31 protein-coding genes, 1 tRNA gene and 1 pseudogene are annotated in these 25,974 nt (G+C 62.9%); 24 read left to right on the forward strand and 9 right to left on the reverse strand.

Translation table 11 applies throughout. From position 1 onward, the window contains the following. Positions 1-82 precede the first annotated feature (82 nt). From V1288_RS25735 to V1288_RS34135, 3 genes and pseudogenes are all read left to right on the forward strand, one after another. A complete protein-coding gene (locus tag V1288_RS25735) occupies positions 83-1,144 on the forward strand; it encodes an alkene reductase (RefSeq protein WP_334359706.1) in 1,062 nt (353 codons plus the stop codon). Between the two features lie 50 nt (positions 1,145-1,194). Then, a complete protein-coding gene (locus V1288_RS25740) occupies positions 1,195-2,163 on the forward strand; it encodes an SDR family oxidoreductase (RefSeq protein WP_334359707.1) in 969 nt (322 codons plus the stop codon). A 594-nt stretch (positions 2,164-2,757) separates the two neighbouring features. After that, positions 2,758-2,849: pseudogene (locus V1288_RS34135) on the forward strand (GMP synthase (glutamine-hydrolyzing)); the annotation flags it as partial. Between the two features lie 75 nt (positions 2,850-2,924). On the opposite strand, the gene V1288_RS25745 reads toward V1288_RS34135, so the two are convergent. The 3 genes from V1288_RS25745 to V1288_RS25755 form a co-directional block, all read right to left on the reverse strand. Further along, positions 2,925-3,416 (reverse strand): SRPBCC family protein, encoded by a 492-nt coding sequence (locus V1288_RS25745; protein ID WP_334359708.1) that lies wholly within the window; start codon positions 3,414-3,416, stop codon positions 2,925-2,927. Between the two features lie 10 nt (positions 3,417-3,426). Then, positions 3,427-3,792, reverse strand: coding sequence for an ArsR/SmtB family transcription factor (locus V1288_RS25750; protein WP_334359709.1), 366 nt, complete (start codon positions 3,790-3,792; stop codon positions 3,427-3,429). Between the two features lie 77 nt (positions 3,793-3,869). Continuing rightward, positions 3,870-4,535 carry an O-methyltransferase gene (locus V1288_RS25755; protein WP_334359710.1) on the reverse strand — a complete coding sequence of 222 codons (666 nt, stop codon included), beginning with the start codon at positions 4,533-4,535 and terminating at the stop codon, positions 3,870-3,872. 93 nt (positions 4,536-4,628) lie between these two features. On the opposite strand from V1288_RS25755, the gene V1288_RS25760 reads away from it, so the two are divergent. Next, positions 4,629-5,261: a TetR family transcriptional regulator gene (locus tag V1288_RS25760; protein ID WP_334359711.1), complete on the forward strand. Its 633-nt coding sequence runs from the start codon at positions 4,629-4,631 to the stop codon at positions 5,259-5,261. A gap of 96 nt (positions 5,262-5,357) precedes the next feature. On the opposite strand, the gene V1288_RS25765 is transcribed toward V1288_RS25760, so the two are convergent. Next, the gene (locus tag V1288_RS25765; RefSeq protein WP_334359712.1) at positions 5,358-5,900 is read right to left on the reverse strand and encodes a cupin domain-containing protein; all 543 of its coding nucleotides are present in this window, start codon (positions 5,898-5,900) and stop codon (positions 5,358-5,360) included. A 445-nt stretch (positions 5,901-6,345) separates the two neighbouring features. Between V1288_RS25765 and V1288_RS25770 the strand changes: the two genes are divergently transcribed. From V1288_RS25770 to V1288_RS25815, 10 genes are all read left to right on the forward strand, one after another. After that, positions 6,346-6,969: a glutathione S-transferase family protein gene (locus V1288_RS25770; RefSeq protein ID WP_334359713.1), complete on the forward strand. Its 624-nt coding sequence runs from the start codon at positions 6,346-6,348 to the stop codon at positions 6,967-6,969. A 279-nt stretch (positions 6,970-7,248) separates the two neighbouring features. Further along, positions 7,249-8,559: a serine hydroxymethyltransferase gene (glyA, locus tag V1288_RS25775; protein ID WP_334359714.1), complete on the forward strand. Its 1,311-nt coding sequence runs from the start codon at positions 7,249-7,251 to the stop codon at positions 8,557-8,559. Positions 8,560-8,571: 12 nt separating this feature from the next. Next, the gene (gene nrdR / locus V1288_RS25780; protein ID WP_057849401.1) at positions 8,572-9,054 is read left to right on the forward strand and encodes a transcriptional regulator NrdR; all 483 of its coding nucleotides are present in this window, start codon (positions 8,572-8,574) and stop codon (positions 9,052-9,054) included. Beyond that, a complete protein-coding gene (gene ribD / locus V1288_RS25785) occupies positions 9,051-10,202 on the forward strand; it encodes a bifunctional diaminohydroxyphosphoribosylaminopyrimidine deaminase/5-amino-6-(5-phosphoribosylamino)uracil reductase RibD (protein ID WP_334359715.1) in 1,152 nt (383 codons plus the stop codon). Before nrdR ends, ribD begins: the two co-directional genes overlap by 4 nt. Next, positions 10,202-10,810, forward strand: coding sequence for a riboflavin synthase (locus V1288_RS25790; RefSeq protein WP_334359716.1), 609 nt, complete (start codon positions 10,202-10,204; stop codon positions 10,808-10,810). The genes ribD and V1288_RS25790 overlap by 1 nt, the downstream gene beginning before the upstream one ends. 160 nt (positions 10,811-10,970) lie before the next feature. Next, positions 10,971-11,462: a 6,7-dimethyl-8-ribityllumazine synthase gene (gene ribH, locus V1288_RS25795; protein ID WP_334359717.1), complete on the forward strand. Its 492-nt coding sequence runs from the start codon at positions 10,971-10,973 to the stop codon at positions 11,460-11,462. Between the two features lie 2 nt (positions 11,463-11,464). After that, on the forward strand, positions 11,465-11,959 hold the full coding sequence (gene nusB / locus V1288_RS25800; protein WP_334359718.1) for a transcription antitermination factor NusB: 495 nt from the start codon (positions 11,465-11,467) through the stop codon (positions 11,957-11,959). Then, entirely contained in the window at positions 11,952-12,947 is a 996-nt protein-coding gene (thiL, locus tag V1288_RS25805) for a thiamine-phosphate kinase (protein WP_334359719.1), read from the forward strand. The genes nusB and thiL overlap by 8 nt, the downstream gene beginning before the upstream one ends. Positions 12,948-13,155: 208 nt before the next feature. Beyond that, positions 13,156-13,365, forward strand: coding sequence for a cold-shock protein (locus tag V1288_RS25810; RefSeq protein WP_028345703.1), 210 nt, complete (start codon positions 13,156-13,158; stop codon positions 13,363-13,365). A 336-nt stretch (positions 13,366-13,701) separates the two neighbouring features. Next, positions 13,702-15,822, forward strand: coding sequence for a sodium-translocating pyrophosphatase (locus V1288_RS25815; RefSeq protein WP_334359720.1), 2,121 nt, complete (start codon positions 13,702-13,704; stop codon positions 15,820-15,822). 192 nt (positions 15,823-16,014) lie between these two features. Here the strand turns inward: V1288_RS25815 and V1288_RS25820 are convergent, their stop codons facing one another. Together V1288_RS25820 and V1288_RS25825 are read right to left on the reverse strand one after the other, a co-directional pair. Further along, on the reverse strand, positions 16,015-17,019 hold the full coding sequence (locus V1288_RS25820; protein ID WP_334359721.1) for a Bug family tripartite tricarboxylate transporter substrate binding protein: 1,005 nt from the start codon (positions 17,017-17,019) through the stop codon (positions 16,015-16,017). 118 nt (positions 17,020-17,137) lie between these two features. Further along, positions 17,138-17,614 carry an outer membrane protein assembly factor BamE gene (locus V1288_RS25825; RefSeq protein WP_442893986.1) on the reverse strand — a complete coding sequence of 159 codons (477 nt, stop codon included), beginning with the start codon at positions 17,612-17,614 and terminating at the stop codon, positions 17,138-17,140. A 130-nt stretch (positions 17,615-17,744) separates the two neighbouring features. Here V1288_RS25825 and V1288_RS25830 point away from each other — a divergent pair, with 130 nt between their 5' ends. The 8 genes from V1288_RS25830 to V1288_RS25865 all read left to right on the forward strand — a co-directional run bounded on the left by V1288_RS25830 (position 17,745) and on the right by V1288_RS25865 (position 22,977). Then, positions 17,745-18,293: a ubiquinol-cytochrome C chaperone family protein gene (locus V1288_RS25830; protein WP_334359722.1), complete on the forward strand. Its 549-nt coding sequence runs from the start codon at positions 17,745-17,747 to the stop codon at positions 18,291-18,293. Then, the gene (locus V1288_RS25835; RefSeq protein WP_334359723.1) at positions 18,290-18,877 is read left to right on the forward strand and encodes a YceD family protein; all 588 of its coding nucleotides are present in this window, start codon (positions 18,290-18,292) and stop codon (positions 18,875-18,877) included. The genes V1288_RS25830 and V1288_RS25835 overlap by 4 nt, the downstream gene beginning before the upstream one ends. A 302-nt stretch (positions 18,878-19,179) precedes the next feature. Continuing rightward, positions 19,180-20,232, forward strand: a complete 1,053-nt coding sequence (gene plsX / locus V1288_RS25840) for a phosphate acyltransferase PlsX (RefSeq protein WP_334359724.1) — start codon at positions 19,180-19,182, stop codon at positions 20,230-20,232. Next, positions 20,229-21,206: a beta-ketoacyl-ACP synthase III gene (locus V1288_RS25845; protein ID WP_334359725.1), complete on the forward strand. Its 978-nt coding sequence runs from the start codon at positions 20,229-20,231 to the stop codon at positions 21,204-21,206. The genes plsX and V1288_RS25845 overlap by 4 nt, the downstream gene beginning before the upstream one ends. Positions 21,207-21,337: 131 nt before the next feature. After that, positions 21,338-21,667, forward strand: coding sequence for an integration host factor subunit alpha (locus V1288_RS25850; protein ID WP_334359726.1), 330 nt, complete (start codon positions 21,338-21,340; stop codon positions 21,665-21,667). 90 nt (positions 21,668-21,757) lie between these two features. Beyond that, positions 21,758-22,312: a MerR family transcriptional regulator gene (locus V1288_RS25855; RefSeq protein ID WP_334359727.1), complete on the forward strand. Its 555-nt coding sequence runs from the start codon at positions 21,758-21,760 to the stop codon at positions 22,310-22,312. A gap of 85 nt (positions 22,313-22,397) precedes the next feature. Continuing rightward, positions 22,398-22,475, forward strand: a tRNA-Pro gene (locus V1288_RS25860). Between the two features lie 238 nt (positions 22,476-22,713). Next, complete coding sequence (locus V1288_RS25865) at positions 22,714-22,977, forward strand: hypothetical protein (protein WP_334359728.1); 264 nt, start codon at positions 22,714-22,716, stop codon at positions 22,975-22,977. 52 nt (positions 22,978-23,029) lie between these two features. On the opposite strand, the gene V1288_RS25870 is transcribed toward V1288_RS25865, so the two are convergent. Further along, positions 23,030-23,299 (reverse strand): hypothetical protein, encoded by a 270-nt coding sequence (locus tag V1288_RS25870; RefSeq protein ID WP_334359729.1) that lies wholly within the window; start codon positions 23,297-23,299, stop codon positions 23,030-23,032. A 266-nt stretch (positions 23,300-23,565) separates the two neighbouring features. Here V1288_RS25870 and V1288_RS25875 point away from each other — a divergent pair, with 266 nt between their 5' ends. Next, complete coding sequence (locus V1288_RS25875) at positions 23,566-24,534, forward strand: SDR family NAD(P)-dependent oxidoreductase (protein ID WP_334359730.1); 969 nt, start codon at positions 23,566-23,568, stop codon at positions 24,532-24,534. A gap of 80 nt (positions 24,535-24,614) precedes the next feature. Here V1288_RS25875 and V1288_RS25880 read toward each other — a convergent pair whose 3' ends face one another. Both V1288_RS25880 and V1288_RS25885 read right to left on the reverse strand, forming a co-directional pair. Then, entirely contained in the window at positions 24,615-25,085 is a 471-nt protein-coding gene (locus tag V1288_RS25880) for a GcrA family cell cycle regulator (RefSeq protein WP_334359731.1), read from the reverse strand. Between the two features lie 50 nt (positions 25,086-25,135). Next, positions 25,136-25,336, reverse strand: a complete 201-nt coding sequence (locus V1288_RS25885) for a hypothetical protein (RefSeq protein WP_057839093.1) — start codon at positions 25,334-25,336, stop codon at positions 25,136-25,138. A 263-nt stretch (positions 25,337-25,599) separates the two neighbouring features. Between V1288_RS25885 and V1288_RS25890 the strand changes: the two genes are divergently transcribed. Further along, the gene (locus V1288_RS25890) at positions 25,600-25,974 is read left to right on the forward strand and encodes a GrlR family regulatory protein (RefSeq protein WP_334359732.1); all 375 of its coding nucleotides are present in this window, start codon (positions 25,600-25,602) and stop codon (positions 25,972-25,974) included.

The raw sequence follows: 25,974 nt of genomic DNA on the forward strand, positions 1-25,974 counted from the left end.
GATGGAATTCTGATTCCAATTCTGCCGGATTTATCCCGAGATCGGAATAGTGGACAAGGGCTCCAACGAATGGAGAACCCAAATGAATCCACTGTTCACCCCGGTCCGCATTGGCCGCTACATGCTTCCCAACCGACTTGTCATGGCGCCGATGACCCGCAGCCGCGCCGCCTTCGATGGTACGCCGGGAGAGCTGGCGGACGAATATTATGCCCAGCGTGCGGGTGTCGGCCTGATCGTCACCGAAGGCACCCAGCCCTCGGATGACGGGCAGGGCTATCTCACCACCCCGGGCATCTACACTCCCGCACATGTCGCCGGCTGGCGGAAGATCACCTCCGCCGTGCACGACGGGGGCGGTCACATTTTCATCCAGCTCATGCACGCCGGACGTATGTCGCATCCCGACAACACGCCGCATCATCGCCAGGGCGTCGCACCGTCCGCGATCGCGCCGGGGACAGGCATGTTCACGGCGACGGGGATGCAGGACATTCCCACGCCGCGCGCGCTGACGACCGAAGAAGTGCGCCAGACCGTCGCCGATTTCCGCCACGCGGCCCGCTCAGCGATCGAGGCCGGCGCCGACGGCGTCGAGATTCACGGCGCGAACGCCTACCTCGTCCAGCAGTTCTTCGCGCCGAGCGCCAACGCGCGCGCGGACGAATATGGCGGCTCCATCGAGAACCGCGCCCGCTTCGCCATCGAGGTCACCACCGCGATCGCGGAGGAGATCGGCGCGGACCGCACCGCGATCCGCCTGTCCCCCGGCACGACGATATGGGGGATCGACGAAGGCGCCGAAGGGCCGGACCTCTACCGCTATCTCGTCGTCAAACTCGACAAGCTCGGGCTCGCCTATGTGCACATCATGCACCAGGGCAACGAGCCATTGCTGGCCGACATTCGCAAGCTCTGGCACCAATCGCTGATCCTCAACCGGCCGGGTCGTCCGCGCGACCAGATCGGCGCCGACGTGGCTTCGGGGCCGGCCGATCTGGAAGCCTATGGGCAGATGGTCCTGGCCAATCCGGACTTCGTCGTGCGGCTGAAGGCCAATGCAGCGATGAACGAGGCAGACCACAACACCTTCTTCGGCGGCACCGCGCGAGGCTACATCGATTACCCCGCGCTGAGCGCCTAGGGTAGGGCTGGGAGCTACGGACCGATACCAGTTCGTGATGGGAGATTAGATTGAATCAGTCACCGCACCCTTCGATGGCCTCGGATGAGAGGGCACTTGTCGAGACCGCAAGTTCAAACGCGACGGCAAAGAAAAAGGTCCTGCTCGTTGGAGCCACAGGATTCTTGGGAGCCAAGATTCTCCGCAACTTGGCGCTCGATTCGAGGGTCTCCGTCGTTGCGATGTCGCGAAAGGGGGTGCCCTCAGCCGAGGGCGCCGACGTGGAATGGGTGCGCGGTGATATGATGGATCCAGCGTCATTGGATCGTGCATTGCAGGGCGTGGATGTCGTTGTCAGCTCGGCAAACGGTTACATGAAGGGAAGCATCGACACGGATTTTCAGGGCAACAAGAACCTTGTAGAGGCCGCAGCAAGAGCCGGCGTTGGCCGATTTGTTTTTCTCAGCATCGTTAGCTGCGAGGCTGCGTCAGCAGTTCCACATTTCCACGCCAAGAAAGTGGCCGAGGATCTGATTACGGCCTCGGGTGTGTCATATGTGTTTGTCCGCGCGCCCTCATTTCTCGATCAGAGTTCGGACTATATCGCGAAGGGTGTGAAAGCTGGCCGGTTCCTGGCGGTCGGCGACAAAACCACGAAGTGGTCTCATGTGCTGACCGATGATCTTGCCTCATATCTTGCCAAAGCCGCGACCTATCCCGGCAATGAAATCAACAACCAAACAATCGATGTCGGCTGGCGCGATGGCCCCAAGAGCCAGCAAGAGCTCGCCGACATCATCTCCGAAATCATGAAGAGACCTCTTAAGGTCCGGGTTGTGCCGTGGTTCGTTTTCCGCTTGCTGGCGCGCCCGATAAGGCTGTTTTCCGAGCTCGGGTATGACATTATGCAGATGTTCTTGTTCTTCAAGAAGGGCGTCTATGTTTCGAATATCTCGAAACAAGAGCACTTTTTTGGACCCGCCCCTACATCCCGAGATGCGATCACGCGATGGGCGAAAAGTCATCAGTTAATTTCCTGATTCAGGCAGGCATGTAACAGCAGAGATCCTGGAGGACGTTGCGACAAGCTGGCACGCCGGGGCAAATCACTTCTGATTTTCCGAAATCGTGTCAAGCTCGAGAATCAAAAATATTCCGCTTTCGTTCTCACCCAAATCAGCTCCATAACTCCGCCCGTCTCACGGCAGATGAGGGGCGTTGGCCATCGTCACGAACGCGCGGTGAGATGCGATGGACGCTGATGGCGCGCTAGACGTACGCGCCGGACGCGTACGGCGAAGTCGTGTGGTTCGGGCGCCGCGGTGCTGGCGTTAAGTTGGCGGGAAGTATCTCGCTGGCGACGGAGGCAACAGAGCCGTTCTCCGGGAAGAGCACGAAGTAAGCCGTAAAGCCATTGCGCAGGGAAGGCCGGAATGCTCCCGCTGCCCTGTATGCTCGTGTGCAGTTTTGTTTGCGCAAATCGCACGCGAGACCGCGGGTGCAGCAAGCACCCGGTCTTCCCTGCGCCCTCTGACAACGAGGGCCGGAAGTTTTCAGGCAAACCTCGGACGCAACGCGCCGCGAGAATGCAGGCCTACATCTTCATGCTCTTTGAAAAGTAGATCATCCATAGCTGGCATGCCTTCGCCGTGCTGCTGCCCGTGAAGACGGTGGGCGTGATGGGCGACGGCCGGACTTACGAATAGTCGTGGGCCTCCGCGCGATTTTTATCAATTTCACTTCGGGTAGCTCGACTTGAATCGACGGGGGAAGAGCCGGGCGGCCGGCCGCGAGATCGACTTCATGACCGCACCGCGCTCCCGCCCAGGGTGACGAGAAGCTCGTCCAGTTGCTCGAGCTGCTCGGGCAGCCCATCCGCCGCCCCGGAAGCGAGTTCACCGTCGAGAGCTTCCTTCGAGGGATAGAGGTCGTGCTTGACCAGCAAGGTCTGGCCGCCCTTTTCCTCGAACGTCAGCGTGGTGATGGCTCCCCCCTCATCACCCTCCTCATTGGTCCAGACGAGGCGCGAGTGGGGGGTCACTTCGATGTACTTGCCGAAGACCTCCATCACCTTCGAGCCACCGACGCCGAACACGAGGCGGTACTTGCCCCCGACACGAACATCCATCTCGCAGGTGAGCAGGGACATGCCCATCGACTTCGGCACCCACCATCGCTTGAACAGCTCGGGCTTGGTCCACGCCTCGAACACGATGCGCGCCGGAGCGTTGAAGGTACGCGTGACGACCAGCTCGCGGTCGGACTTCCGTTCCGTTGTCGTGCGGTTCTTCATGGGGGCGGGTTCACTCTCTCTTCTTGCGTCCATCGACCTTTTCCTTCTGTTTCTGTTCTTCGATGACCTTGTCCAGCTCGTCGAAGCGCGAGGCCCAGAGCTGGCGGTACTTCTCGATCCATGCCGTCTCTTCCGCCAGTCGGCGCGGGCCGAGCTTGCAGGTCCGCACGCGCCCGACCTTCTCCGTGGTGACGAGCCCGGCCTGCTCCAGGACGCCGACGTGCTTCTTCATGCCCGTGAGGGTCATGTCGAACCTCTCGGCAAGGTCCGTGATCGAGGCGTCTGCACGTCCGAGCTGCTCCAGAACGCCGCGTCGGGTGGCGTCCGAGAGCGCGGCGAACGAGGCATCGAGGCGGGTTGCTGTATACTGAACCATGTGGTTCAGTATCTAACACACGGGTAGGCGGCATGCAAGGGGAGGCCGAGCGCGCGCTGAGTTGAACGGAGTAGGCTTCAGCCGATCCGCATCGAAAGCTCGACGTCTTCGGCAGACGGTATGGACATGTAGCCCTTTGCGGGCGAGCGCACATGCGCCAGGTATTCGGGACTGTAATCGGCGTTGTCGGCGACGATGAGCGCGCCCGGCCTGAGGTGGTCTTCCACCAGGCTCAGGACTTCGGGATATAGCGCCTTGGCGCCATCAAGGAGGAGCAGGTCGATCGTCTCGGGGAGATCGATGCTCAGCGTCTCAAGGGCGTCTCCCTCGCGGATTTCCACCAGATCGATGAGACCGCCGGCGGTGAGATTGTCCCGCGCTCGCGCCACCTTGGACGGCTCGAACTCGCTGGTGATCAGACGGCCGCCGCCATTGTCCCGCAAGGCTGCGGCGAGATGCAAAGTCGAGATGCCGAACGAGGTCCCGAACTCGACGATCGTGCGTGCGCGGGAGCTCCGCGCCAGCATGTAGAGCAGCACGCCGGTCTCGCGCGAGACGGCGAGCGGCATATCCTTCAGGCTCCCGTAGAAATCGAGGTAATCGGTCTTGCTCCGCATCAGGCGCGCATGCTGCTCGCTGGAGAGTTCGGCCATGGCGGGGACCGCCAATGGCGATGTCGCAGCAGCCTGTTCGAACAAGCGATCCAGCAGGGGCGCAAGCGGGGTGGTGGTCAAGGTGGTCATTCAGGTCTCCTGTCAGATATGGGCGCGTCCTTGCGCTGAGCCAGAAATACGACTAATTCGTCAGGTTTCCTATTCGCATTGCCCGCACCGCCCATGGCCGATCGTCCAAGAGCCCAGATTTCCTCACGAAAACAGCCCAAGCAGGCCCGAGCTACCGGGCTTGTCGCCGCGATTTTGGACGCTGCTGTTCAGGTTTTGGCGAAAGAAGGCGCGCAGCGTTTCACCACGGCGCGGGTGGCCGAGAAGGCCGGGGTCAGTGTCGGGTCGCTGTATCAGTATTTTCCAAACAAGGCGGCGATCCTGTTTCGGCTTCAGAGCGACGAATGGCGGCAGACGACTGAATTGCTGCGCGGCATCCTCGAGGATGTCCGGAGATCGCCTCTCGAACGGCTGCGCATGCTGGTTCACGCCTTCATCCGCTCGGAATGTGAGGAAGCCGCCATACGCGTCGCGCTCAATGATGCCGCCCCTCTTTATCGCGACGCGCCCGAAGCGCACGAGGCGAGAGCCTCGGGAGACCGCATTGTCCAGGCCTTCATGCAGGAGGCGCTGCCCAGGGGTTCAGAAGAAACGCGTGCATTGGCCGGGGACCTGATCACAACGACGCTCAGCGCGGTCGGGAAGCATTTTTCGGAAAGCCCTCGGACCGCCGCAGAGATCGAAGCCTATGGCGACGCCATGGCCGATATGTTTTGCGCCTATCTCCGAGGTCTCAAGCATGCCTGAGAAAGGCGCCAGAGCCGTCAGCAAACGTCCAGTTTCTGGAGTGCAGTTCACGAGCGCTCTGGGGCTGGCATTGATCTGAGTAGCCCGGCGCCCGCGCTATGGCCCGATCGAGGCATCATCGCCATCGAGCCTGGTTTTTCCGGCGACGATCTGAGCCACTTCGTCATCCGAAAGCGGTGGTCCTATCGGGTCTACGCCCGCCTCTCGGGCGGCTGCGCCGAGGCCGTCGTGATCAGTGGTGGTGACCCCGCGTTGCTCGGTCAAGGAGAAGAACCGTTCGAAGCCACCCGGAACGACGGTCACGGTGAAATGAACGCCTTCATTCCCGAAAGCACGCCAAGTGTGCGGCATCCTTTTTGGCAGCAGCGTCATGTCGCCATCGGTCATGGTGAAGCAGCGTTCTGGCGTCCAGACCACGATCCGGCCTTCGAGCAAATGGATGATCTCGTCGTCAAAACGATGCGTGTGGCGTGCCGGGCCGAAGCCGGCGGGCGCACGATAATCGAAGATGGAGTACGCGCTGTCCGTGCCGCTGACGCGCAGATGGCATTTCTCGGCAAACGGGCTGCGGGACACATCGGCACAATCACCCGCGGCATCGAGGCTGAGCTCTCCCGGGGCCGTTGATTGTCGCTGCATGACGTTCTCCAAAGCAATCTCACGGTTTGATCGTGGAGGAAGGACCTGTTTTCTTCGGGCACCAGCGCATTCCAGGTGAGTATGCCGAAACCGATCTAAACGTTCCCGACAGGCGTGGCGTTCCAATGTCCGCGTTGAAACGTCACCGGGAACATGGGCGAGGGCGAGGCCGTGTCACCGGCCGAGGAAGTTGGAAGTGCCGCTGCGGCCGACGAAGTCGCGTCCGCGGAACTCGTGAATGCGGATGCCGACACTGGCGTAGGCGAGACGGCGGTCGTGCGCTCGAATGGAGCGACGGAAACGACGCGCCCTGCGCCAAGAGACGCATCTTCAGGTGCGCAATTGCTCGCCGGGGAATGACGAGATGAGGTGGATTGCTTCGCTTCGCTCGCAATGACACCCTCAAGCAAATCGAACCCATCAAGCGGAAACCAGAGGAAGCCCCATGCTCACGCTGCATCATCTCAACGACTCCCGTTCGCAACGGATTTTATGGCTGCTGGAGGAGCTCGGCACGCCCTATGAGATGAAGCGCTATCAGCGCAACGCCGAGACGCGGCTGGCGCCGCCGGAGTTGAAAGAGGTTCATCCGCTCGGCAAGTCACCCGTTATCACCGACGGCGACACGACGATCGCGGAATCCGCCGCCATCGTCGACTACATCATCCGTCGGTACGGTAAGGGCGCGATGATGCCGGCGCCGGGAAGCGCGGATTACGAGGCCTATAACGAGTGGCTACATTGTTCGGAGGGCTCGGCGATGCTGCCGCTGATGCTCAACCTCTACGTGTCCCGGCTGAAGGAGGCGGGCGCGCCGCTGCATCCCCGCATCGACAGCGAGCTCGCCAACCATCTCGGCTATGTCGACGCCGCGCTGAAGGGGCGGGACTTCTTCGTGGGCCCGTCGTTGACCGGCGCCGATATCCAGATGAGCTTTGTCGGCGAGATGGCAAAAGTGTTCGGGAAGCTGGCTCCGTATCCGAACCTGGCGGCCTGGCTGGAGCGCATGCATGCCCGCCCGGGGTTCCAGCGGAGCATCGAAAAGGGCGGGCCATACCGGTTTGCGTGAGGGGGCGGCAGTCATTCCGGGGCGATGCGAAGCATCGAACCCGGAATCTCGAGATTCCGGGTCTGGTCCTTCGGACCATCCCGGAATGACTGCGGAATGGGTGGCACCTCTGGGAACCCGCATCATCCCCACCATATCTTGCATAAATATCAGCCCTGTACCGCAAGTGCTTGGCCAATTCCGGCCGATGTGGTATCTCGCAGGCGCTTCTTTCGACCGCCACACCAAACCCGCCCGCTTCGCCCCTAAAGGCCTGCGGCGGTGGAGATATTTCGCCCAATGACCTCCTCGTCATCCAGCCCCAAGACCGCCTCCGCGCCCGACTCGTTCTTCACGGCCACGCTCGCCGAGGCCGACCCGGAAATCGCCGCCGCGATCAAGGGCGAACTCGGCCGCCAGCGGCATGAGATCGAGCTGATTGCCTCGGAAAACATCGTCAGCCGGGCCGTGCTGGAAGCGCAGGGTTCGGTCATGACCAACAAATACGCCGAGGGTTATCCGGGCGCGCGTTACTATGGCGGCTGCGAATGGGTCGACGTCGCCGAGACGCTGGCGATCGAGCGCGCGAAAAAGCTGTTCGGCGCGCAGTTTGCCAATGTGCAGCCGAACTCCGGCAGCCAGATGAATCAGGCGGCATTTCTGGCGCTGCTGCAGCCCGGCGACACCTTCATGGGCCTCGACCTCGCCGCCGGCGGCCATCTCACCCATGGCTCACCCGTCAACATGTCCGGCAAGTGGTTCAAGGCCGCGCACTACACCGTGCGGCGCGAGGACCAGATCATCGACATGGACGAGGTGGCAAAGCAGGCCGAGCAGGTGAAGCCGAAGCTGATCATCGCCGGCGGATCGGCCTATTCGCGTTCCTGGGACTTCAAGCGCTTCCGCGAGATCGCCGACAGTGTCGGCGCCCATCTGCTGGTCGACATGGCGCATTTCGCCGGTCTCGTCGCGGGCGGCGTCCATGCCTCGCCGGTGCCGCATGCGCACGTCACCACCACCACCACGCACAAGTCGCTGCGCGGCCCGCGCGGGGGCCTGATCCTGTGCAACGACGAGGCGCTCGCCAAGAAACTGAATTCGGCGATCTTCCCGGGCCTGCAGGGCGGTCCGCTGATGCATGTCATAGCGGCCAAGGCGGTGGCCTTCGCCGAGGCGCTCCGCCCGGACTTCAAGGTCTACGCCAAGAACGTCGTCGAAAACGCCAAGGCGCTGGCGGAAACGCTGCGCCGCCACGGCCTCGACATCGTCTCCGGCGGCACCGACAACCATCTGATGCTGGTCGATCTTCGGCCCAAGGGGTTGAAGGGCAACGTGTCGGAGAAGGCGCTGGTGCGCTCCGCCATCACCTGCAACAAGAACGGCATTCCGTTCGATCCCGAAAAGCCGTTCGTCACATCAGGCCTGCGTCTCGGCACGCCGGCGGCGACCACGCGCGGCTTCGGCGTTGCCGAATTCAAGCAGGTCGGCGGCATGATCGCGGAAGTGCTCAATGCGCTGGCGCAATCGCCCGACGGCACCGCGCCGCTGGTCGAAGCCGCGATCAAGGAACGCGTCAAGGCACTGACCGACCGCTTCCCGATCTATCAGTAAAGGCTGCATTGGATGCGCTGTCCGAGCTGCAACAGTCTCGATACGCAGGTGAAGGACTCCCGTCCGACCGAGGATTCGGCCGTGATCCGGCGGCGGCGGGTGTGCATCGCCTGCAATTTCCGTTTCACGACCTTCGAGCGGGTGCAGTTGCGCGAACTGACCGTGATCAAGCGCAACGGCCGCCGGGTGCCGTTCGACCGCGACAAGCTGGTGCGCTCGCTGCAGATCTCCTTGCGCAAGCGGCCGGTCGATCCTGAAAGGGTCGAGAAGATGGTTTCCGCGATCGTGCGCGAACTCGAAAGCGGTGGCGAGGCGGAAGTATCCTCGGAGGCGATCGGCGAGATCGTGATGGAGCATCTGCGCCAGCTCGATGACGTCGCCTATGTGCGCTTCGCCTCCGTCTATCGTAATTTCCGCGAGGCCAAGGATTTTGAGGCCGTGCTCGGCGAACTCTCCGCGGAAGACGCCGCACGGGTCGCCACGTTACGCAAATGATCTTCCGCATTCTGGAAGACCAATACGGGCAGAAACTCAAAGAGGCCAAAGCGGCCGACCTGCGCTTCATGCAGCTTGCGCTCGCACTCGGCCGCCGCGGGCTGGGTCGCACCTGGCCGAACCCGGCCGTCGGCGCGGTCGTGGTCAAGGACGGCGTCATCGTTGGCCGTGGCTGGACGCAAGCGGGCGGGCGGCCGCATGCCGAGCCCGAGGCGTTGAGACGTGCCGGCGAGGCCGCGCGGGGCGCCACGCTCTATGTGACGCTGGAGCCCTGTTCGCATTTCGGCAGGTCGCCGCCCTGCGTCGATGCGGTGATCGCGGCGGGCATCGCGCGCGTGGTTTCGGCGATCGAGGACCCCAATCCTGAAGTGGCCGGGCAGGGGCACGCCAAACTTCGCGCCGCCGGCATCGCGGTTGATGTCGGCCTCGGCGCTGCGGAAGCCGCGCACGATCACGCCGGGCATTTCCGCCGTATCCGCGACAAGCGCCCCCATGTGATCCTGAAACTCGCCGTCTCCGCCGATGACAAGATCGGCGCTGCCGGCCGCAAGCCGGTCGCGATCACCGGCGAGGCGGCGAAGGCTCGCGTGCATCTGTTGCGTGCGCAATGTGATGCCGTCCTGGTCGGCATCGGCACCGTGCTGGCGGATGATCCGGTTCTGACCTGCCGCCTGCCGGGCATGGACGCCCGGTCACCGGTGCGGGTGGTGCTGGATCGCGCGCTGCGGCTGCCGGGTACGAGCAAGCTGGTCCATTCCGCGCGCCAGACGCCGCTCTGGGTCATGACGTCGGACTTCGCCGAGGCCCCCGCTGCCATGAAACTCGGCGCGGCCGGCGCGCAGGTGATGCGCGTTGCGGCGACCGCGCAGCCGCCCGGGCTGGATCTGCCGGCGGCGCTGCGCGCGCTGTCCGAAAAGGGCATCACGAGGCTGATGGTGGAGGGCGGTTCGCGGGTCGCCGCGTCATTCGTAGCTAGCGGCCTGGTCGATGAAATCTGGCTGCTGCGTGGGCCTGATAAGATTGGGACGGACGGCATTCCCGCGCTGGACGCATTGCCGCTGTCGGCTCTCACCGGGTCGCCTGCCTTCAAGACTCGTGCTAGCGAAAGCCTCGGCAAAGAGACTCTTACGATTTACGAGCGCGCCTAATGTTTACCGGAATTGTCAGCGACATCGGCGAGATCGTTAGCCTCACGCCAACGGCGCAGGGCCAGTTGCACCGCATGCGCATCGCCTGCCGTTACGACCAGACGACGATCGCCGACGGCGCCTCGATCGCCTGCAATGGTGTCTGTCTGACGGTGGTCGCTTCGGGCGTCGAAGGCGGCAGGACCTGGTTCGACGTCGACGCGGCCGCCGAGACGCTCGGCATGACCACGGCCAAGCATTGGCTCAAGGGCACCAAACTCAATCTCGAGCGGGCGCTGAAGATCGGCGACGAACTCGGCGGCCATATTGTCGCGGGGCATGCCGACGGCATTGCGACCATCGTCAAGCGCGACGATCTGCCTGATATGGCGCGGTTCGAACTGCGTACCGCGCGGGAGCTGGCGCGTTTCATCGCCGCCAAGGGCTCGGTGACGCTGGATGGCGTATCGCTGACCGTGAATACGGTCGAGGATGTCACGTTTTCGGTGCTGATCATCCCGCACACGCTCAGCGTCACCACGCTCAGCGGCTGGCGCGCGGGCAGCGAGGTCAATATCGAGGTCGATCTGATGGCCCGCTATGCGGCGCGGCTGTCGGAAATGACGTAACGGCAACAACAAAAGTGTCATACGCGGGCTTGACCGGCGTATCCATCCTCTTAACAAGATGGCTTCACAAGATGGCTTCCCTGGCAGGATGGATTGCCGGTAGCCAAATGGGGTAGACGCGCTTCGCGCTTTAGCCCGGCAATGACGACGAAGGCAGATAATGGCAGACGCACGGCGCGCCCCTCTAAAAGACCAGACCGACATTTCAGGCGCGCGCGCGCTGATCGTCGAGGCGCGGTTCTATGACGACATCCAGGATGCGCTGCTGGAGGGCGCCATCGCCGAGCTGAAGGCGGCCGGAGTGACACATGACGTCCTCACGGTGCCCGGCGCGCTCGAGATTCCGGCCGCGATCGCGATCGCGCTCGATGCTGCTGAAAACAACGGCAAGCCTTATGATGCGGCAATTGCGCTCGGCTGCGTGGTGCGCGGCGACACCATCCATTTCGAGATCGTCTCGATCGAATCTTCGCGCGCGCTGATGGATCTGGCCGTTGCGCGAAAAGTTCCGCTTGGCAACGGCATCATCACGGTCAATACCGACGCGCAGGCCTGGGCGCGGGCGCGCGCCAGCGAATTGAACAAGGGCGGCGACGCCGCGCGCGCGGCGCTGGCGATGCTGCGGATCAAGCGCCGGCTGACAAAGGCCTGACGATGGCAGATCAGAAGAGGCCAGCGAAAAGTCCGGACAAGAAAGCCAACCGCCGCGGTGCGGCGCGGCTCGCCGCCGTGCAGGCGCTCTACCAGATGGATATCGCGGGCGCCGGGATCAATGACATTTTCGCCGAGTTCGAAAGCCACTGGCTCGGCAACGAGGTCGAGGGCGACAAATACCTGCCGGCGGAGGCCGCGTTCTTCAAGGATGTGGTGGCCGGCGTGGTGCGCGACCAGGCCAGGCTCGATCCCTTGATCGACGATGCGCTCCAGAAGGGCTGGCCGTTGAAGCGGATTGATGCGATTTTGCGCGCGGTCCTGCGGGCCGGTTCGTACGAACTGGAGCACCGCAAGGACGTGCCGGGCCGCGTGGTCGTGTCCGAATATGTCGACGTCGCGCATGCCTTCGTCGAAAAGGACGAGACCGGCATGGTCAACGCCGTGCTCGACCAGATCGCGCGCCAGTTCCGCGCCGACGAGTTCGCGCGTGGCTAGCGGAAAACCCGCGTCCGGCGAGGACTCGCTGATCGCGCGCTATTTCCGGCCGCTTGCGACCGATCCCGGCGCCTTCGGTCTCGACGACGACGCCGCGGCGCTGAAGCCTGATGGCAACGACATCGTGGTGACGGTGGATGCCATCGTCGAGGGCGTGCATTTCCTGCCCGACGATCCGCCCGACACGGTCGCGCGCAAGGCGCTGCGGGTGAATCTTTCCGATCTCGCGGCGAAGGGTGCTGTGCCGGCCGGCTTCTTGCTGACGCTGGCGCTGCGCAACGTTGACGAGGCCTGGCTGAAACCGTTTGCGGCAGCGGTTGGCGAGGACGCCGCGCAATTCGCCTGTCCGCTGCTGGGCGGCGACACCGTGCAGACGCCTGGCCCGCTGACGGTCTCGGTCACGGCGTTCGGCCGGGTGCCGCCGGGCAAGATGGTTCATCGCAGCGGCGCCAGACCCGGCGAGCGCGTAATGGTGACCGGCACTGTCGGCGACGCCGCGCTGGGGCTTGCCATCCTGCGCGGCGGGAAGGTGCATGCCGCCGCATCCGACAAGGCTGCGCGCGAGGCGCTGATCGGGCGCTATCGCGTTCCGCAGCCGCGCGTGGCAATGGCGGAAATCGTTCGCAACCATGCCAGCGCGGCGATGGATGTGTCTGACGGCCTTGCCGGCGATCTCGCCAAGCTGTGCGGCGTGTCCGGCGTATCCGCGGTGATCGATCTGGCGTCGATTCCGCTGTCTGACGCGGCGCGCGATCTTGTGTCGCGCGGCGTTGTCGGGCTGGAGACATTGATTGCCGGCGGCGACGATTACGAAATCCTGTGCACGATGCCGGAGGATCGCGTTGAGGCGTTCGCACACGCTGCGCGAGAGGCCGGCGTCGCCGTGAGTTCCATCGGTACGGTGGTCGCAGGAAGCGCGGTTCCGAAGTTCATCGACGCAGACGGCAGGGAAATCGCGCTGGAACGGCTCTCTTACAGCCATTTCTGAAGGTGGGACCGTTAACGCCTCGGCCTTTATTTCCGGCCGGCCATTGCTATTTCGCCGAAAAACCTATAGGTGTATTGCTATTCGATTACCGTCGTGCCTTTTCGAACGCGCCCTAAGGGGCTTCTTCCAGAGACATCGTCGATATTGGATTTGAATCCGTGCGATCGCCGTGCGGAATTAAAAGCCTATGTGCTTTGGAGAAGAGAAAATGGCTACAGGAACAGTGAAGTGGTTCAACGGTCAAAAGGGTTTCGGTTTCATTGAGCCGAGCGATGGCAGCAAGGATGTGTTCGTTCACATCTCGGCCGTCGAGCGCGCCGGCCTCGGTGGACTGGCCGAAGGTCAGAAGGTTCAGTTCGAACTCAAGACCGACAAGATGCGGGGCAAGGTGAGCGCGGAAAACCTGTCGCTCGTCTAAGGCCTCGAAACGGTCGTTTCACGGATGTACTGGAATGGCTCGTGAGCCCGCTCGATCCTGATGGGATTGGGCGGGCTCTTGTATTTTAGGCCCAGCCCCAATCTCAAGGCACGCGCCCGCCGCCGCGCTTGCAATAACTTGGCAAGGCCGGTTAGCGGTGAATCCTTTCAAAAATCGACGGATTCTGGCCTCCGCGGCGTTGCGCCGGGGAGACGATTTTGGCATGGTCCCGCCGATTTGAGGTCACCCTTTTGGGCAGGGAAGGCCTCCATAATATGCGCCGGCCGCGCTCGCGGGATGGCGTGGGGCGGAAAACCAGCATCTGAGGCAACTTCTATGACAGCATTATGGGTGATTGTGCTCTGCGGAGCGCTTTCGATCGTTTACGCCATCTGGGCGACGTCTTCCGTTCTGAAATCGGATGCCGGCAACGCGCGCATGCAGGAAATCGCGGCGGCGGTGGCCGAGGGTGCACAGGCTTATCTGCGCCGCCAGTACATGACGATCGGCATGGTCGGCATCGTGATTTTCGCCCTGCTGGCCTACTTCCTCGGCATGCTGGTTGCCATCGGCTTCCTGATCGGCGCGGTGCTGTCGGGTGCGGCCGGCTTCATCGGCATGAACGTCTCGGTTCGCGCCAACGTGCGTACCGCCCAGGCCGCGACGACTTCGCTGGCCGGCGGCCTCGAACTCGCCTTCAAGGCCGGTGCGATCACCGGGCTTCTGGTGGCCGGTCTCGCGCTGCTCGGCGTTACCATCTATTTCGCCTATCTCACGCAGATGATGGGCCTGAAGGCCAACGACCGCGTCGTCGTCGACGCGCTGGTCGCGCTCGGCTTCGGCGCCTCGCTGATCTCGATCTTCGCCCGTCTCGGCGGCGGCATCTTCACCAAGGGCGCTGACGTCGGCGGCGACCTCGTCGGCAAGGTCGAAGCCGGCATTCCCGAGGACGATCCGCGCAACCCGGCGACCATCGCCGACAACGTCGGCGACAACGTTGGTGACTGCGCCGGCATGGCGGCCGACCTGTTCGAGACCTATGCGGTGACCGCGGTCGCCACCATGGTGCTCGCCGCGATCTTCTTCGCGACCTCGCCGCTGCTGGTGAACATGATGACCCTGCCGCTCGCCATCGGCGGCGTCTGCATCATCACCTCGATCATCGGCACCTTCTTCGTCAAGCTCGGCGCCAGCCAGTCTATCATGGGCGCGCTGTACAAGGGCCTGATTGCGACCGGTGTCCTGTCGCTGCTCGGCGTTGCCGCGGTAATCAATTGGCTGATCGGTTTCGGCCCGCTGACGGGCGTCAAGTACACCGGCCTGGCGCTGTTCGAGTGCGGCGTCGTCGGCCTCGCCGTTACCGGCCTGATCATCTGGATCACCGAATACTACACCGGCACAGATTATCGTCCGGTGAAGTCGATCGCATCGTCCTCGGTTACCGGTCACGGCACCAACGTGATCCAGGGTCTGGCGATCTCAATGGAATCGACCGCGATGCCCGCGATCGTCATCATCGCCGGCATCCTCATCACCTACAGCTTTGCCGGCCTGTTCGGCATCGCGATTGCGACCACGACGATGCTGGCGCTGGCCGGCATGATCGTGGCCCTCGACGCCTTCGGTCCGGTCACCGACAACGCCGGCGGCATTGCCGAAATGGCCGGCCTGCCAAAGGAAGTCCGCAAGTCGACTGACGCGCTCGACGCGGTCGGCAACACCACCAAGGCGGTCACCAAGGGCTACGCGATCGGCTCCGCCGGTCTCGGCGCGCTGGTGCTGTTCGCGGCCTACAATGAAGACCTCAAGTTCTTCATCGCCAACTCGGCGAAGCATCCGTACTTCCAGGGTGTGCTGCCCGACTTCTCGCTCAACAATCCCTACGTCGTGGTCGGCCTGCTGTTCGGCGGCCTGCTGCCGTACCTGTTCGGCGCGATGGGCATGACGGCGGTCGGCCGCGCGGCCGGCGCGATCGTCGAGGAAGTGCGGCGTCAGTTCCGCGAAAAGCCCGGCATCATGCAGGGCACCGACAAGCCGGACTACGGCAAGGCCGTCGACCTGCTGACCAAGGCGGCGATCAAGGAAATGATCATTCCGTCGCTGTTGCCGGTGCTGTCGCCGATCTTCGTCTATTTCGTGATCTACGCGATCGCGGGTGGCGGTGCGGCCGGCAAGTCGGCGGCGTTCTCCGCCGTCGGCGCCATGCTGCTCGGCGTGATCGTGACCGGTCTGTTCGTCGCGATCTCGATGACCTCGGGCGGCGGCGCCTGGGACAACGCCAAGAAGTACATCGAGGACGGCCACTTCGGCGGCAAGGGTTCCGACGCCCACAAGGCGGCCGTGACAGGTGACACCGTCGGCGATCCCTACAAGGATACGGCGGGTCCCGCCGTCAACCCGATGATCAAGATCACCAACATCGTGGCGCTCTTGCTGCTGGCGATCCTGGCGCACTGAGCGGCGTAAGGTCGATCAATACGAAAACCCCGCGATGCAAGCCGCGGGGTTTTTGCTTGGGGCTGTATCGCCGTCATTGCGAGCCAACGGGTCGCGCGAATGCGCGCCCGATGACAGGCTCCGCGAAGCAATCGGGCCATTTAGAAAGAATGGATTGCTTCGCCGCTTATGCTCCTCGCAATGACGTGATCCTCAATTCACATCCATCTGCAAACCTTCGCGCTTGATGATCTCGGCGAATTTCGCCGTCTCGGCCTGCACGAAATCGGAGAATTGCTGCGGCGTGCCCCAGTCGGCGGTGGCGCCCATGTTGCCGATGGTCTTCTTGACATCATCGCGCGCCAGCATCGCCTTGATCTCCTTGTTGAGGGCGTCAACGGCGGGAGCGGGCGTGGCCTTGGGCAGGAAGATGCCGAACCAGGAGGAGACGTCGAACTTCGAAAGCTCGGGCGCGCTCTCGCGCATGGTCGGAATGTTCGGCGCCAGCGCGCTGCGCTCGGTAGTGGTGACGCAGAGCGCATTCAGCTTGCCGTCCTGGGTCTGCGGCAGCGTCGGATAGAGGTTGTCGAACAGGATCTGGATATCGCCGGCCAGCGCCGCCTGCAGCGCCGGGCCGGCGCCACGGAACGGCACATGCACCATCTTCAGGCCGGTGAGCTGCAGGAACCAGGCGCCGGTGAGGTGAGGGCTCTGGCCGACGCCGGAGGAAGCGTAGGTCAGCTTGTCCGGATTGGCCTTGATGTAGGCGATCAGCTCCGGGATCGATTTGATTCCGGTCGATGGATGGGCCGACACGATGTTTGGGATCCGGATCATGTTGCTGACCGGCTGCAACTGCTCGGCCTTGTAAGTCATGTTGCGGAAGATGCTGTAGGCAATCGCGTTCGGGCCGGGATTGCCGACCAGGATGACGTGGCCGTCCGCCTTGCCGCGCACGACTTCGGCGGTGCCGATGGTGCCGCCGCCACCGGAACGGTTTTCCACAACCGCCGACTGGCCCCAGGCGGTCTGCAGATGCGCGGCCAGCAGCCGTCCCATCACGTCGGTGCTGCCACCAGCCGCCGCCGGCACGATGAGACGGACGGTCTCGGTCGGCCGCCAGTCGGAGCCGTAGCTCGCGCGCGGCAAGATTGCCGCCGCTGAAACGGCCGCAGCTCCGGTCAAAACACGGCGTCGAGAAAAAGCTCTAATCGTCACAAGTTCACTCCCTGCTGAATCATTATTGGCAGAGAGCGTAGGCAGCGCGCGCGTACAGGGCAAGCGTGCGACTTGCACAGGTTTCCTGGCACAGGATTTCCGCGTGGCGGAACGCGCTCTAGTTAAAGCTGAGCAGCTTGAACAGTGGCGTCAGGTAGCTGAGTTCCTGGCCGGACGTCGGCGTGGTGCGGCTGATGAAGTCGAAGATCTTGCCGTCCTGCAATCCGTAATTGGCGAGCCGCTGCACCTGGCGGTTTTTGTCGAAATAGATCGCGATCACGCGCTGGTCGACGACCTGCTGATTCATGAACGCGACTTTGCGCTCGGAGCGCTGTGAGATGTAATAGAACACCTCGCCGTTCAGCGTCGCCACCGTGGAGGGCGTTCCCATCACGATCAGCACCTGATCCTGGCTCGCGCCGATTGGAATCTGCTCCAGCGCGTTGGGCGGCAGGATATAGCCCTTCTGGAACTGCTCGCCGGTGCATCCGCCCAGCATCGCACAAATCAGTGCGACGGCCGCGGCCGCACGAAAGCCGCGCCGGCCGGCGGTCAGGCGGCGCGGCGAGGGCGCGCAGGTGCTCAGGTGGCTCATCTCGGTCATCTCAGGAATTAGCCCGTCCTCTTGCATCGCGCGGTGCGTTGACGTACCGGGCAGCAAGTTGGAATGCAACATGCGCGGGCTCCGGGCAAAGAATCTGGAGGGCTCGCGTGCGGAACCCACAATGCTTTGGCCGTTCAATCACTTCAGGAAACCCCGGACGCCGTTGCGCGGCACCATCGAGGCCATCTATGGCATGATCGTGACGCAGGCGCGAGAACCGTCGTTTTATCGGGACTTGGCGGTTCCGGACACGGTTAACGGCCGCTTTGACCTGCTTCTGCTGCATTTGTGGCTGGTCTTGCGGCGTCTGAAGTCGGTGGAGGGCGGCACGGCCCTGTCACAGGGGCTGTTCGACCATTTTTGCAACGATATGGACGATAATCTGCGCGAGATGGCGGTTAGCGACCTCAAAGTGCCGAAGCGCATGCAGGCCTTCGGCGAGGCCTTCTATGGTCGGACGGCGGCCTATGATTTTGCGCTGACGGAGGGCCGCGAGGCACTGGCACAGGCGCTGTGCAAGAATATCCTGAACGGCGAGAACATCGAGAAGGCCCGGCTGCTTGCCGCCTACGCCGAAGCGGCGATGGCCGCCCTCGACAGAACCGACGAGGCGGCGCTGGTGAGCGGTTCGGCCAAATTTCCCTTGCCGGAGAATGGCGCGCAGCAATGAGCAAGACTGGTACGATAGAGAAGCCCGATCCGTGGCGCGTCCCCGTTGCGGTGGCGCAAATCCCTGAGATCGGCCTGCATCGCGACATCGAGGCCGATCAGGCTATCCGCCATGCGGTGGCCGATGTCGGGGGCTTGCGCGAGGTGCTTTCGGTGCAGGCCTCGTTCGACGTCACGCCAACAAGCGGCGGCCGTTTCCGTGTCGCCGGCCAGGTGCGGGCGCGGATCGGACAGACCTGCGTGGTGACGCTGGAGGAGATCGAGAACGATATCGACGAGCCGATCGATCTGACCTTCGCGCCGCCGGAGCAGATCCCGCAGATGGCCGCGCTGATCGAAGAGGCCGAGCAAAGCGACGAAGAGACGCCCGATCCGCCCGAGCCGATCGAGAACGGCACGATCGATCTCGGCCGGGTCGCCACCGACGCATTGCTTCTCGCGGTCGATCCCTATCCGCGCAAACCCGGCGCCGTATTTGAGCCGATGGTTGAAGCCGCCGATCCCGAGGATCACCCGTTCGCAGCGCTGAGGGCGTTGAAGGCAGAACCGAAAAAGTCGGGCACCAGGAAGCCCAAGGGCAAGTAGCCGGCAGTTAAAGTGGCCGGCGAAGCTGCCATCGGTTAGAGGTGGTTGTGATATCCCGCCAAGAATGTCCCGTAAGATATTGAATTATATTGGGATATTTTGTATTCTGGATTTCGGGTCACAGCGCTTGCCTTTCACCAAAAGAGCGTGGTCAAGAGGTTGTGTCGGGACAGGGACACGCTATTGTCGCGGCCCGGCGGGGGCGCGGGGATGCGCTTTGCCGAGCATCGCTTTGGCGGTGCCTTTCCAGTGCGCGGCCGTGCTCTATGAGGGCCGCAAGAGATCAGGTTTCCGGGACGTTCATGCCGCAAAAGGTTCGAATCGCGCTTGACGCCATGGGTGGCGATGTCGGCGCATCGGTCGTCATTCCCGGCGCCGCCATCTCCTTGGAACGGCATCCCGACAGCGAATTTCTGCTCTATGGCGACAGCAGACTGATCGACGAACAGCTCGCCAAATATCCGGCCCTGAGAAAGGCCTCGCGTGTGGTCCACACCGACGTCACCGTCGCCATGCACGACAAGCCGAGCCAGGCGTTGCGGCGCGGCCGCAAGAACTCGTCGATGTGGCTGGCGATCGACGCGGTGAAGAAGGGCGAGGCCCACGTCGCGGTTTCCGCCGGCAATACCGGCGCGCTGATGGCCATGGCACGGTTCAACCTGCGGACCATGCCGGGCATCGATCGCCCCGCGCTCGCGGGGATGTGGCCGACCGCCCGTGGCCACTCCGTCGTGCTCGACCTCGGCGCCACGATCGGCGGCGACGCGCACCATCTCATGACGCTGGCCGTGATGGGCAGCGCGATGGCGAGCGTGCTGTTCAACCGGGAACGTCCGACGGTCGGCCTCCTCAACATCGGGGTCGAGGAGATCAAGGGCCATGAGGAGATCCGCAAGGCCGCCGAGCTGCTGCGCGCGACGCAGCTCAATTATATCGGCTTCGTCGAGGGCGACGGTATCGCGCAGGGCGCGGCCGACGTGATCGTGTCGGAAGGTTTTTGCGGCAACATCGCATTGAAGGCTGCCGAAGGCACCGCGCGTCAGATGGCGGATTTTCTGCGCAACGCCATGGCCAGTAGTTGGCAATCCAAGATCGGTTATCTGTTCGCCCGCAGCGCCTTCAAGGCGCTCCGGGACAAGCTCGACCCGAACAAATCCAATGGTGGCGTTTTGCTCGGCCTGAAAGGTGTGGTTGTAAAAAGCCATGGCGGAATCAACGCCGAAGGCTTTGCCTACGCAGTCGATGTTGGCTATGAGACGGTGCGCTGCGATCTCCTCACCAAGATCAATCAGATGCTTAATCGCGACGGAAGTGCGCTGGCTCAAGCGCAAACCGCGCAGGAGGTTGTCACGTGACTGCGAAACGTTCGGTCGTGCTGGGCTGCGGCTCTTATCTGCCGCAGAAGGTGCTGACCAATGCGGAACTCGCCGCCCGGATCGACACGTCGGACGAGTGGATCGTGCAGCGCACCGGCATCCGGCAGCGCCACATCGCAGCCGAAGGCGAGTTCACTTCGCATCTGGCGATCAACGCGGCGCGTGCGGCGCTGGAACATGCCGGCATCGATGCACAGGCGATCGACCTGATCGTGCTGGCGACCTCGACGCCGGACAACACTTTTCCGGCGACCGCGGTCGCCGTCCAGAACGGGCTCGGCATCCATCATGGCGCCGCCTTCGATCTGCAGGCGGTGTGCTCCGGCTTCGTCTTCGCGCTCGCAACCGCCGATAATTTCCTGCGCTCCGGCGCCTACAAGCGCGCGCTGGTGATCGGCGCAGAGACATTCTCGCGCATTCTCGACTGGAACGATCGCGGCACCTGCGTGCTGTTCGGCGACGGCGCCGGCGCGGTCGTGCTCGAGGCGCAGGATCAGCCGGGCAAGCCTTCCGATCGCGGCGTGCTGACGACGCATCTGCGCTCGGATGGCCGCCACAAGGCAAAACTCTACGTCGACGGTGGCCCGTCGACGACCCAGACCGTCGGCCATCTCCGGATGGAAGGCCGCGAGGTGTTCAAGCATGCGGTCGGCATGATCACCGACGTGATCGTGGATGCCTTCAATGCGACCGGCGCTACGGCCGAAGACATCGACTGGTTCGTTCCGCATCAGGCCAACAAGCGAATCATCGATGCTTCAGCGCACAAGCTTCATATTGCACCGCAAAAGGTGGTGCTGACCGTCGATCAGCACGGCAACACCTCAGCAGCGTCGATCCCGCTGGCGCTTTCGGTCGCCGTCAACGACGGGCGCGTGAAGAAAGGCGACTTGGTGCTGTTCGAAGCCATGGGCGGCGGGTTCACCTGGGGTTCCGCGCTGGTGCGCTGGTAAGCGCCGCGTAAAAGTACCAATTAAAGTTGTACCCTTGTTCCATGCTTCTGCATGATGGTCGCTGTTGACCATTGCGTGCTAACCTCATAATTTCAGGGAATAAATTGTTCGCCGAGAGTGCGGGGCAGGCGATGACCGGGACCGGAAAAACAGTCACACGTGTCGATTTGTGCGAGGCGGTTTACCAGAAGGTAGGCCTGTCGCGAACGGAATCGTCGGCATTTGTCGAACTCGTTCTGAAAGAGATCACCGATTGCCTGGAGAAGGGCGAGACGGTGAAGCTGTCGTCGTTCGGCTCCTTCATGGTGCGCAAGAAGGGTCAGCGGATCGGACGTAATCCGAAGACTGGTACCGAAGTGCCGATCTCGCCACGTCGCGTGATGGTGTTCAAACCGTCGGCCATTCTGAAGCAGCGGATCAACGGCCATGCGGCCGGAAACGGCGAAAGCAAAGCTGAATAGCGAGATCGAGTAGCAGGACCGCGTACAAAGGCCGCGTAGCAAGACCGCGTAATCTCTTCACAAACAACATGAGTTGAGAGGAGCGAGCATTTGGACAAAGCGCCGGATGCGTTCCGTACCATCAGCGAAGTCGCTGAAGAGCTCGACATTCCCCAGCACGTGCTGCGGTTTTGGGAGACGCGGTTCGCCCAAATCAAGCCGATGAAGCGAAGCGGCGGGCGGCGTTACTACCGCCCCGACGATGTCGACCTGCTCAAGGGCATCCGCCGCCTGCTGTACGGCGAAGGCTACACCATCCGCGGCGTGCAGCGGATCCTCAAAGAGCACGGTATCAAATCGGTGCAGGGCCTCGCCGACCAGACTTCCGCCGTCACGTTCGGCGCTGTCGAGGAGGCGATCGGTCTCAGCCTGCAGGAGCCCGAGGAGGGCGAGACACCGGCCGCCGGTGTCGACGACGAGGATTACGAGACCGAAGAGAAGGAAATCGACTATCGCTTTGTCGATACCGACGATGACGGCATCTTGCTGCCGTTCGCCAAGGGCAAGCCCGGGCCCTCGGACGCTGACCGCGAGCGTCTGGAGCGGGTGCTGCAGGATCTCGTCGCCTGCCGGCAGTTGCTGGATAGCGCCCTGAAGGACGGCTGATTGCGGCGGGCGGGAACTGGCCTGCCTGAAAGAGGCCGCTCGCGCGTCTTGCGCCGAGCCCTGATCGAAGCTAATGGAACGGCATCGGAGCGTGGCGCAGCCCGGTTAGCGCACTAGTCTGGGAGACTAGGGGTCGGAGGTTCAAATCCTCTCGCTCCGACCATTTAACTCATTGAATCCCCTAAACTTGCTTTCCGCGATTCTACCGTGATTCTGACGGGCGATTCTTACGCTGTTCCGCCGTCATTTCCGCGGCGCGCTTGCTATTGCGCGCCACCGTCACCGGCGCGCAGCATTTTGGCCCACCCAGCAGCGCGTGGTGCAGGGGAGACTAACGGAAGCACAATTCGAACGGGCTAGGCTTGCTCCGGACCAATATCGATCCACCGCAAGGAGGCGTTATGGAGATGCTCCTCGGCCTCGTGGTCATGGCCGGCGTTCCGGCCTATTTTGTCGTCCAGCCGGCCACGCTGTGGCAATGGCCCGGCGCCTGGCGCATTGCTGCGTTGGCGCCTCTGCTGCTGACCGCGCCCGCGCTCGCTTTCAGCTTGTTCTCCCTGTACCACGGCTCGAACCTGTGGCCGCTCACGCTGATTTTCGCCGCGGCCGTCGGCACACTCTATCTGGGCGCGTTGTGGCTCGCGCGCCGGTGGTTCTACGCGTAACCTGCCTGTTCGATTGCATCGGCTATTTCAGCCGTTGTGGTCTTGACCGCCGCTAGATGCCGAGCGCCCAGATGGCTACGATGGTCCCAAGTACAGCTAGTCCGCTGATGGTCCAGCCGGTCAGGTAAGCCGCACCATCCGTTTCCGGTCGATCGACCATGCTATCGCGCCACTGGCTCACGGCGGCCTCCACTGGATTGATCTTGCCTCTGGTCAGTAGGTCGTTGGCTGAGGCCAAAGGTTCAACGAGCGCGGGGGCGCGCAACGGCGCAACCGTTGTCCACTGTAGCAGCTCCCACGATGCCGCCACCGCGCCGATCATCAGCGCCGCTGCGATCGCTGATGGGATGACGATGGCGACCGAATAGAATTCGGGATTGGTGCCGGCGATCTATAGCGCCGTCGATGCGCTGATGCGCTGGAAGGATTGGGCGCGTCGGACCGTCAAACCGAAGCGGCGGAGTAATTCCGCCAGACGAAACGTCGCTGCGCTTTACCCGCGATCCCCACCTGCTACTGTCCTGTTGCGCGCGAGCTCCGTTGGCATGAGCTCCAATTCAAAAAGCGAAAACCGAGGTTACGATCTCAATGAAGGACTTTGCCGGAAAGTTTGCCGTGATCACCGGGGGCGGCACGGGCATGGGCCGCGAACTCGCGCGCCAGCTCGTGGCCGAAGGCTGCAATGTCGCGATGTGCGACGTTTCCCTGGAGGCGATGGCCGAGACCAAGCGGCTGTGCGAGGCGGAAAATCTGCCGCAGGGCCTTCGCGTCACCACCCACGTCGCCGACGTCTCGATCGAGGACCATCTCCAGCGTTTTCGCGATGAGCTGATCGAGCAGCAGGCGACCGACAAGATCCATCTGCTGTTCAACAATGCCGGGATCGGCGGCGGCGGTAGCCTGTTCACCAACACGCGCGAGCAGTGGGAGCGCACCTTCAACATCTGCTGGGGCGGCGTCTATCTCGGCGTCCGCACCTTCCTGCCGCTGATGCTTAAGGCGGACGAGGCTCACATCGTCAACACGTCGAGCGTCAACGGCTTCTGGGCTTCGGTCGGCATGGGCGCCTCGCACACCGCCTACAGCGCCGCCAAGTTCGCGGTGAAAGGGTTTACCGAAGCGCTGATGACGGACCTGCGGCTCAACGCCCCGCACATCAAATGCTCCGTCGTGATGCCCGGCCATATCGGCACTTCGATCGTGTCCAATTCGCGCAAGATCCAGAGCGGATCGGAATCCGAAGAGCTCAGTCCGAATGAAATCCTGGCGACGCGGCAGCGCCTGAAGGGCATGGGCATCGACACCGGACCGATGTCGGACGCCGATATCCAGAAGATCGCGCTCGACCGCGCACGCTCCTTCCGCGACGAGGCGCCGACCACGGCCGCTGCCGCGGCAAAGATCATCCTCGACGGCGTCAAGACCGAGCGCTGGCGCATTCTCGTCGGCGATGACGCCCACAAGCTCGACGAGCGGGTGCGGCAGGCCCCGGAAAAGGCCTACACGCCGGAGTTCTACAAGAGCTTTACGGAAGAGGTCGGCTGGCGGCTTGGATAGAGTAATGTCGGTTCTGATCCAATCAGAACCGACGCCGGCTTTGTTTTGGCGTTATCACGGAAGCCGGATGTTGCGCGTCGTCATGCCCGCACAACGCGCTGGCGCGAGCCCGGGCGATAGGCGAGGCGGTGGTGGCCTGAGCAATAGGGCATGCCTTCCACCGGCGTATTGCCGCAAAAGCAGAAATCCTCGGCGCCAGGTGTGCTGATCGGCCAGCGGCACCGCTCGTTGCTGAGTTCGAACAGCGAGCAGCGGCGTTCGCTGGCAATCGGCTCTTCCTGGAGCGGCTGCGCGTTTTCGTAGACGGCTTGCAGGATTTGATACTGCAGCCTGGGAATGGATTTCCTGGAGCGCTCCCGGGCGGCCTTGGTCGGGCGCGGTTCGGCGCGGGCCGGGCCGCGCGTCAACTGGAGGCGGGCAAGTTTGCCGATCACCGCGTTGCGGCTGACGCCGATGCTGGCTGCGATCTCGCGGCAGGTGAGGCCGGCTTCAAAATGACTCTTCAGCAATTCGACGCGATCGGTAGTCCAGGTCGGTAAATTCGTAAGCATGTTTTTCGGTTCCACGTTCTGTGTGAACCGCCGCGTTCCGAAAATTCCCGTCAGGACGCCTTGCCGTTGTCGCGGATTGCAAGCAGCCCGTCCTTGATGGCGAGCCGAATGCCTTCCTCGATCAAAGTCCTTGCGACGCCGGGAACGCTGGTGCCGTGGGTGCCCTGTCTCACCAGTCTTTCGAGATAATTGATGGTCGAGAGCGCCAACGTAACGGGAACGCGGTCGGTTTCGGCTTTTTCTGTAGCCATGGGGAACGCTAACTTTTAAACGATGTACTGAAAAGTTACTATTTCGACTCTATTTAGTTTTGCACATATGAGTCAAACGGCTTGTGGATAGCTTCCTATCCGTTTGAAAAAACGGCTAAAAATCCGGAGCTGGGTCTGTGGACTGGCTGCTCGCCGATTGCACGCAGCTCCCGACGGCGCCTGGCAGCGGCCGCGGGCGCGGCGAAACGATCCAGCCGCGCGTCCATTTTCTTGATTGCCTAGCGTCACCGGGAATGCCGATGATGTCCGGGGACGACGGCAAGGGCGCAATGGCGGTAACGAACGGTCTCTACACCATCCAGATCGAGATGACGGACGGCGGGCACGGCCGCGCCAACGGCGTGATCGTGCTGCACGACGGCAGGATCGCCGGCGGCGACTCATATTTCTACTACACGGGCTCCTATCGCGCCGATCATGGCAAATGGCGCGGCGAATTGATCACCAACGAGCACACGAAATCTGTCGGCAGCCTGCCGCTGTTCGGCGGGCGCGAAGTGACCTGCGGCTTTACCGGGGCCTATTCCGCCGACGCGGCGGAAGTGAATGGAACGGCGCTGGTCGGAAAAACCAGCGTGGTGTTTCACGCCAGGCTGCAACTGCGTTCGGAGTTTTGA

Source organism: Bradyrhizobium sp. AZCC 2176, assembly GCF_036924645.1.
In the GTDB taxonomy this organism is placed as follows: domain Bacteria; phylum Pseudomonadota; class Alphaproteobacteria; order Rhizobiales; family Xanthobacteraceae; genus Bradyrhizobium.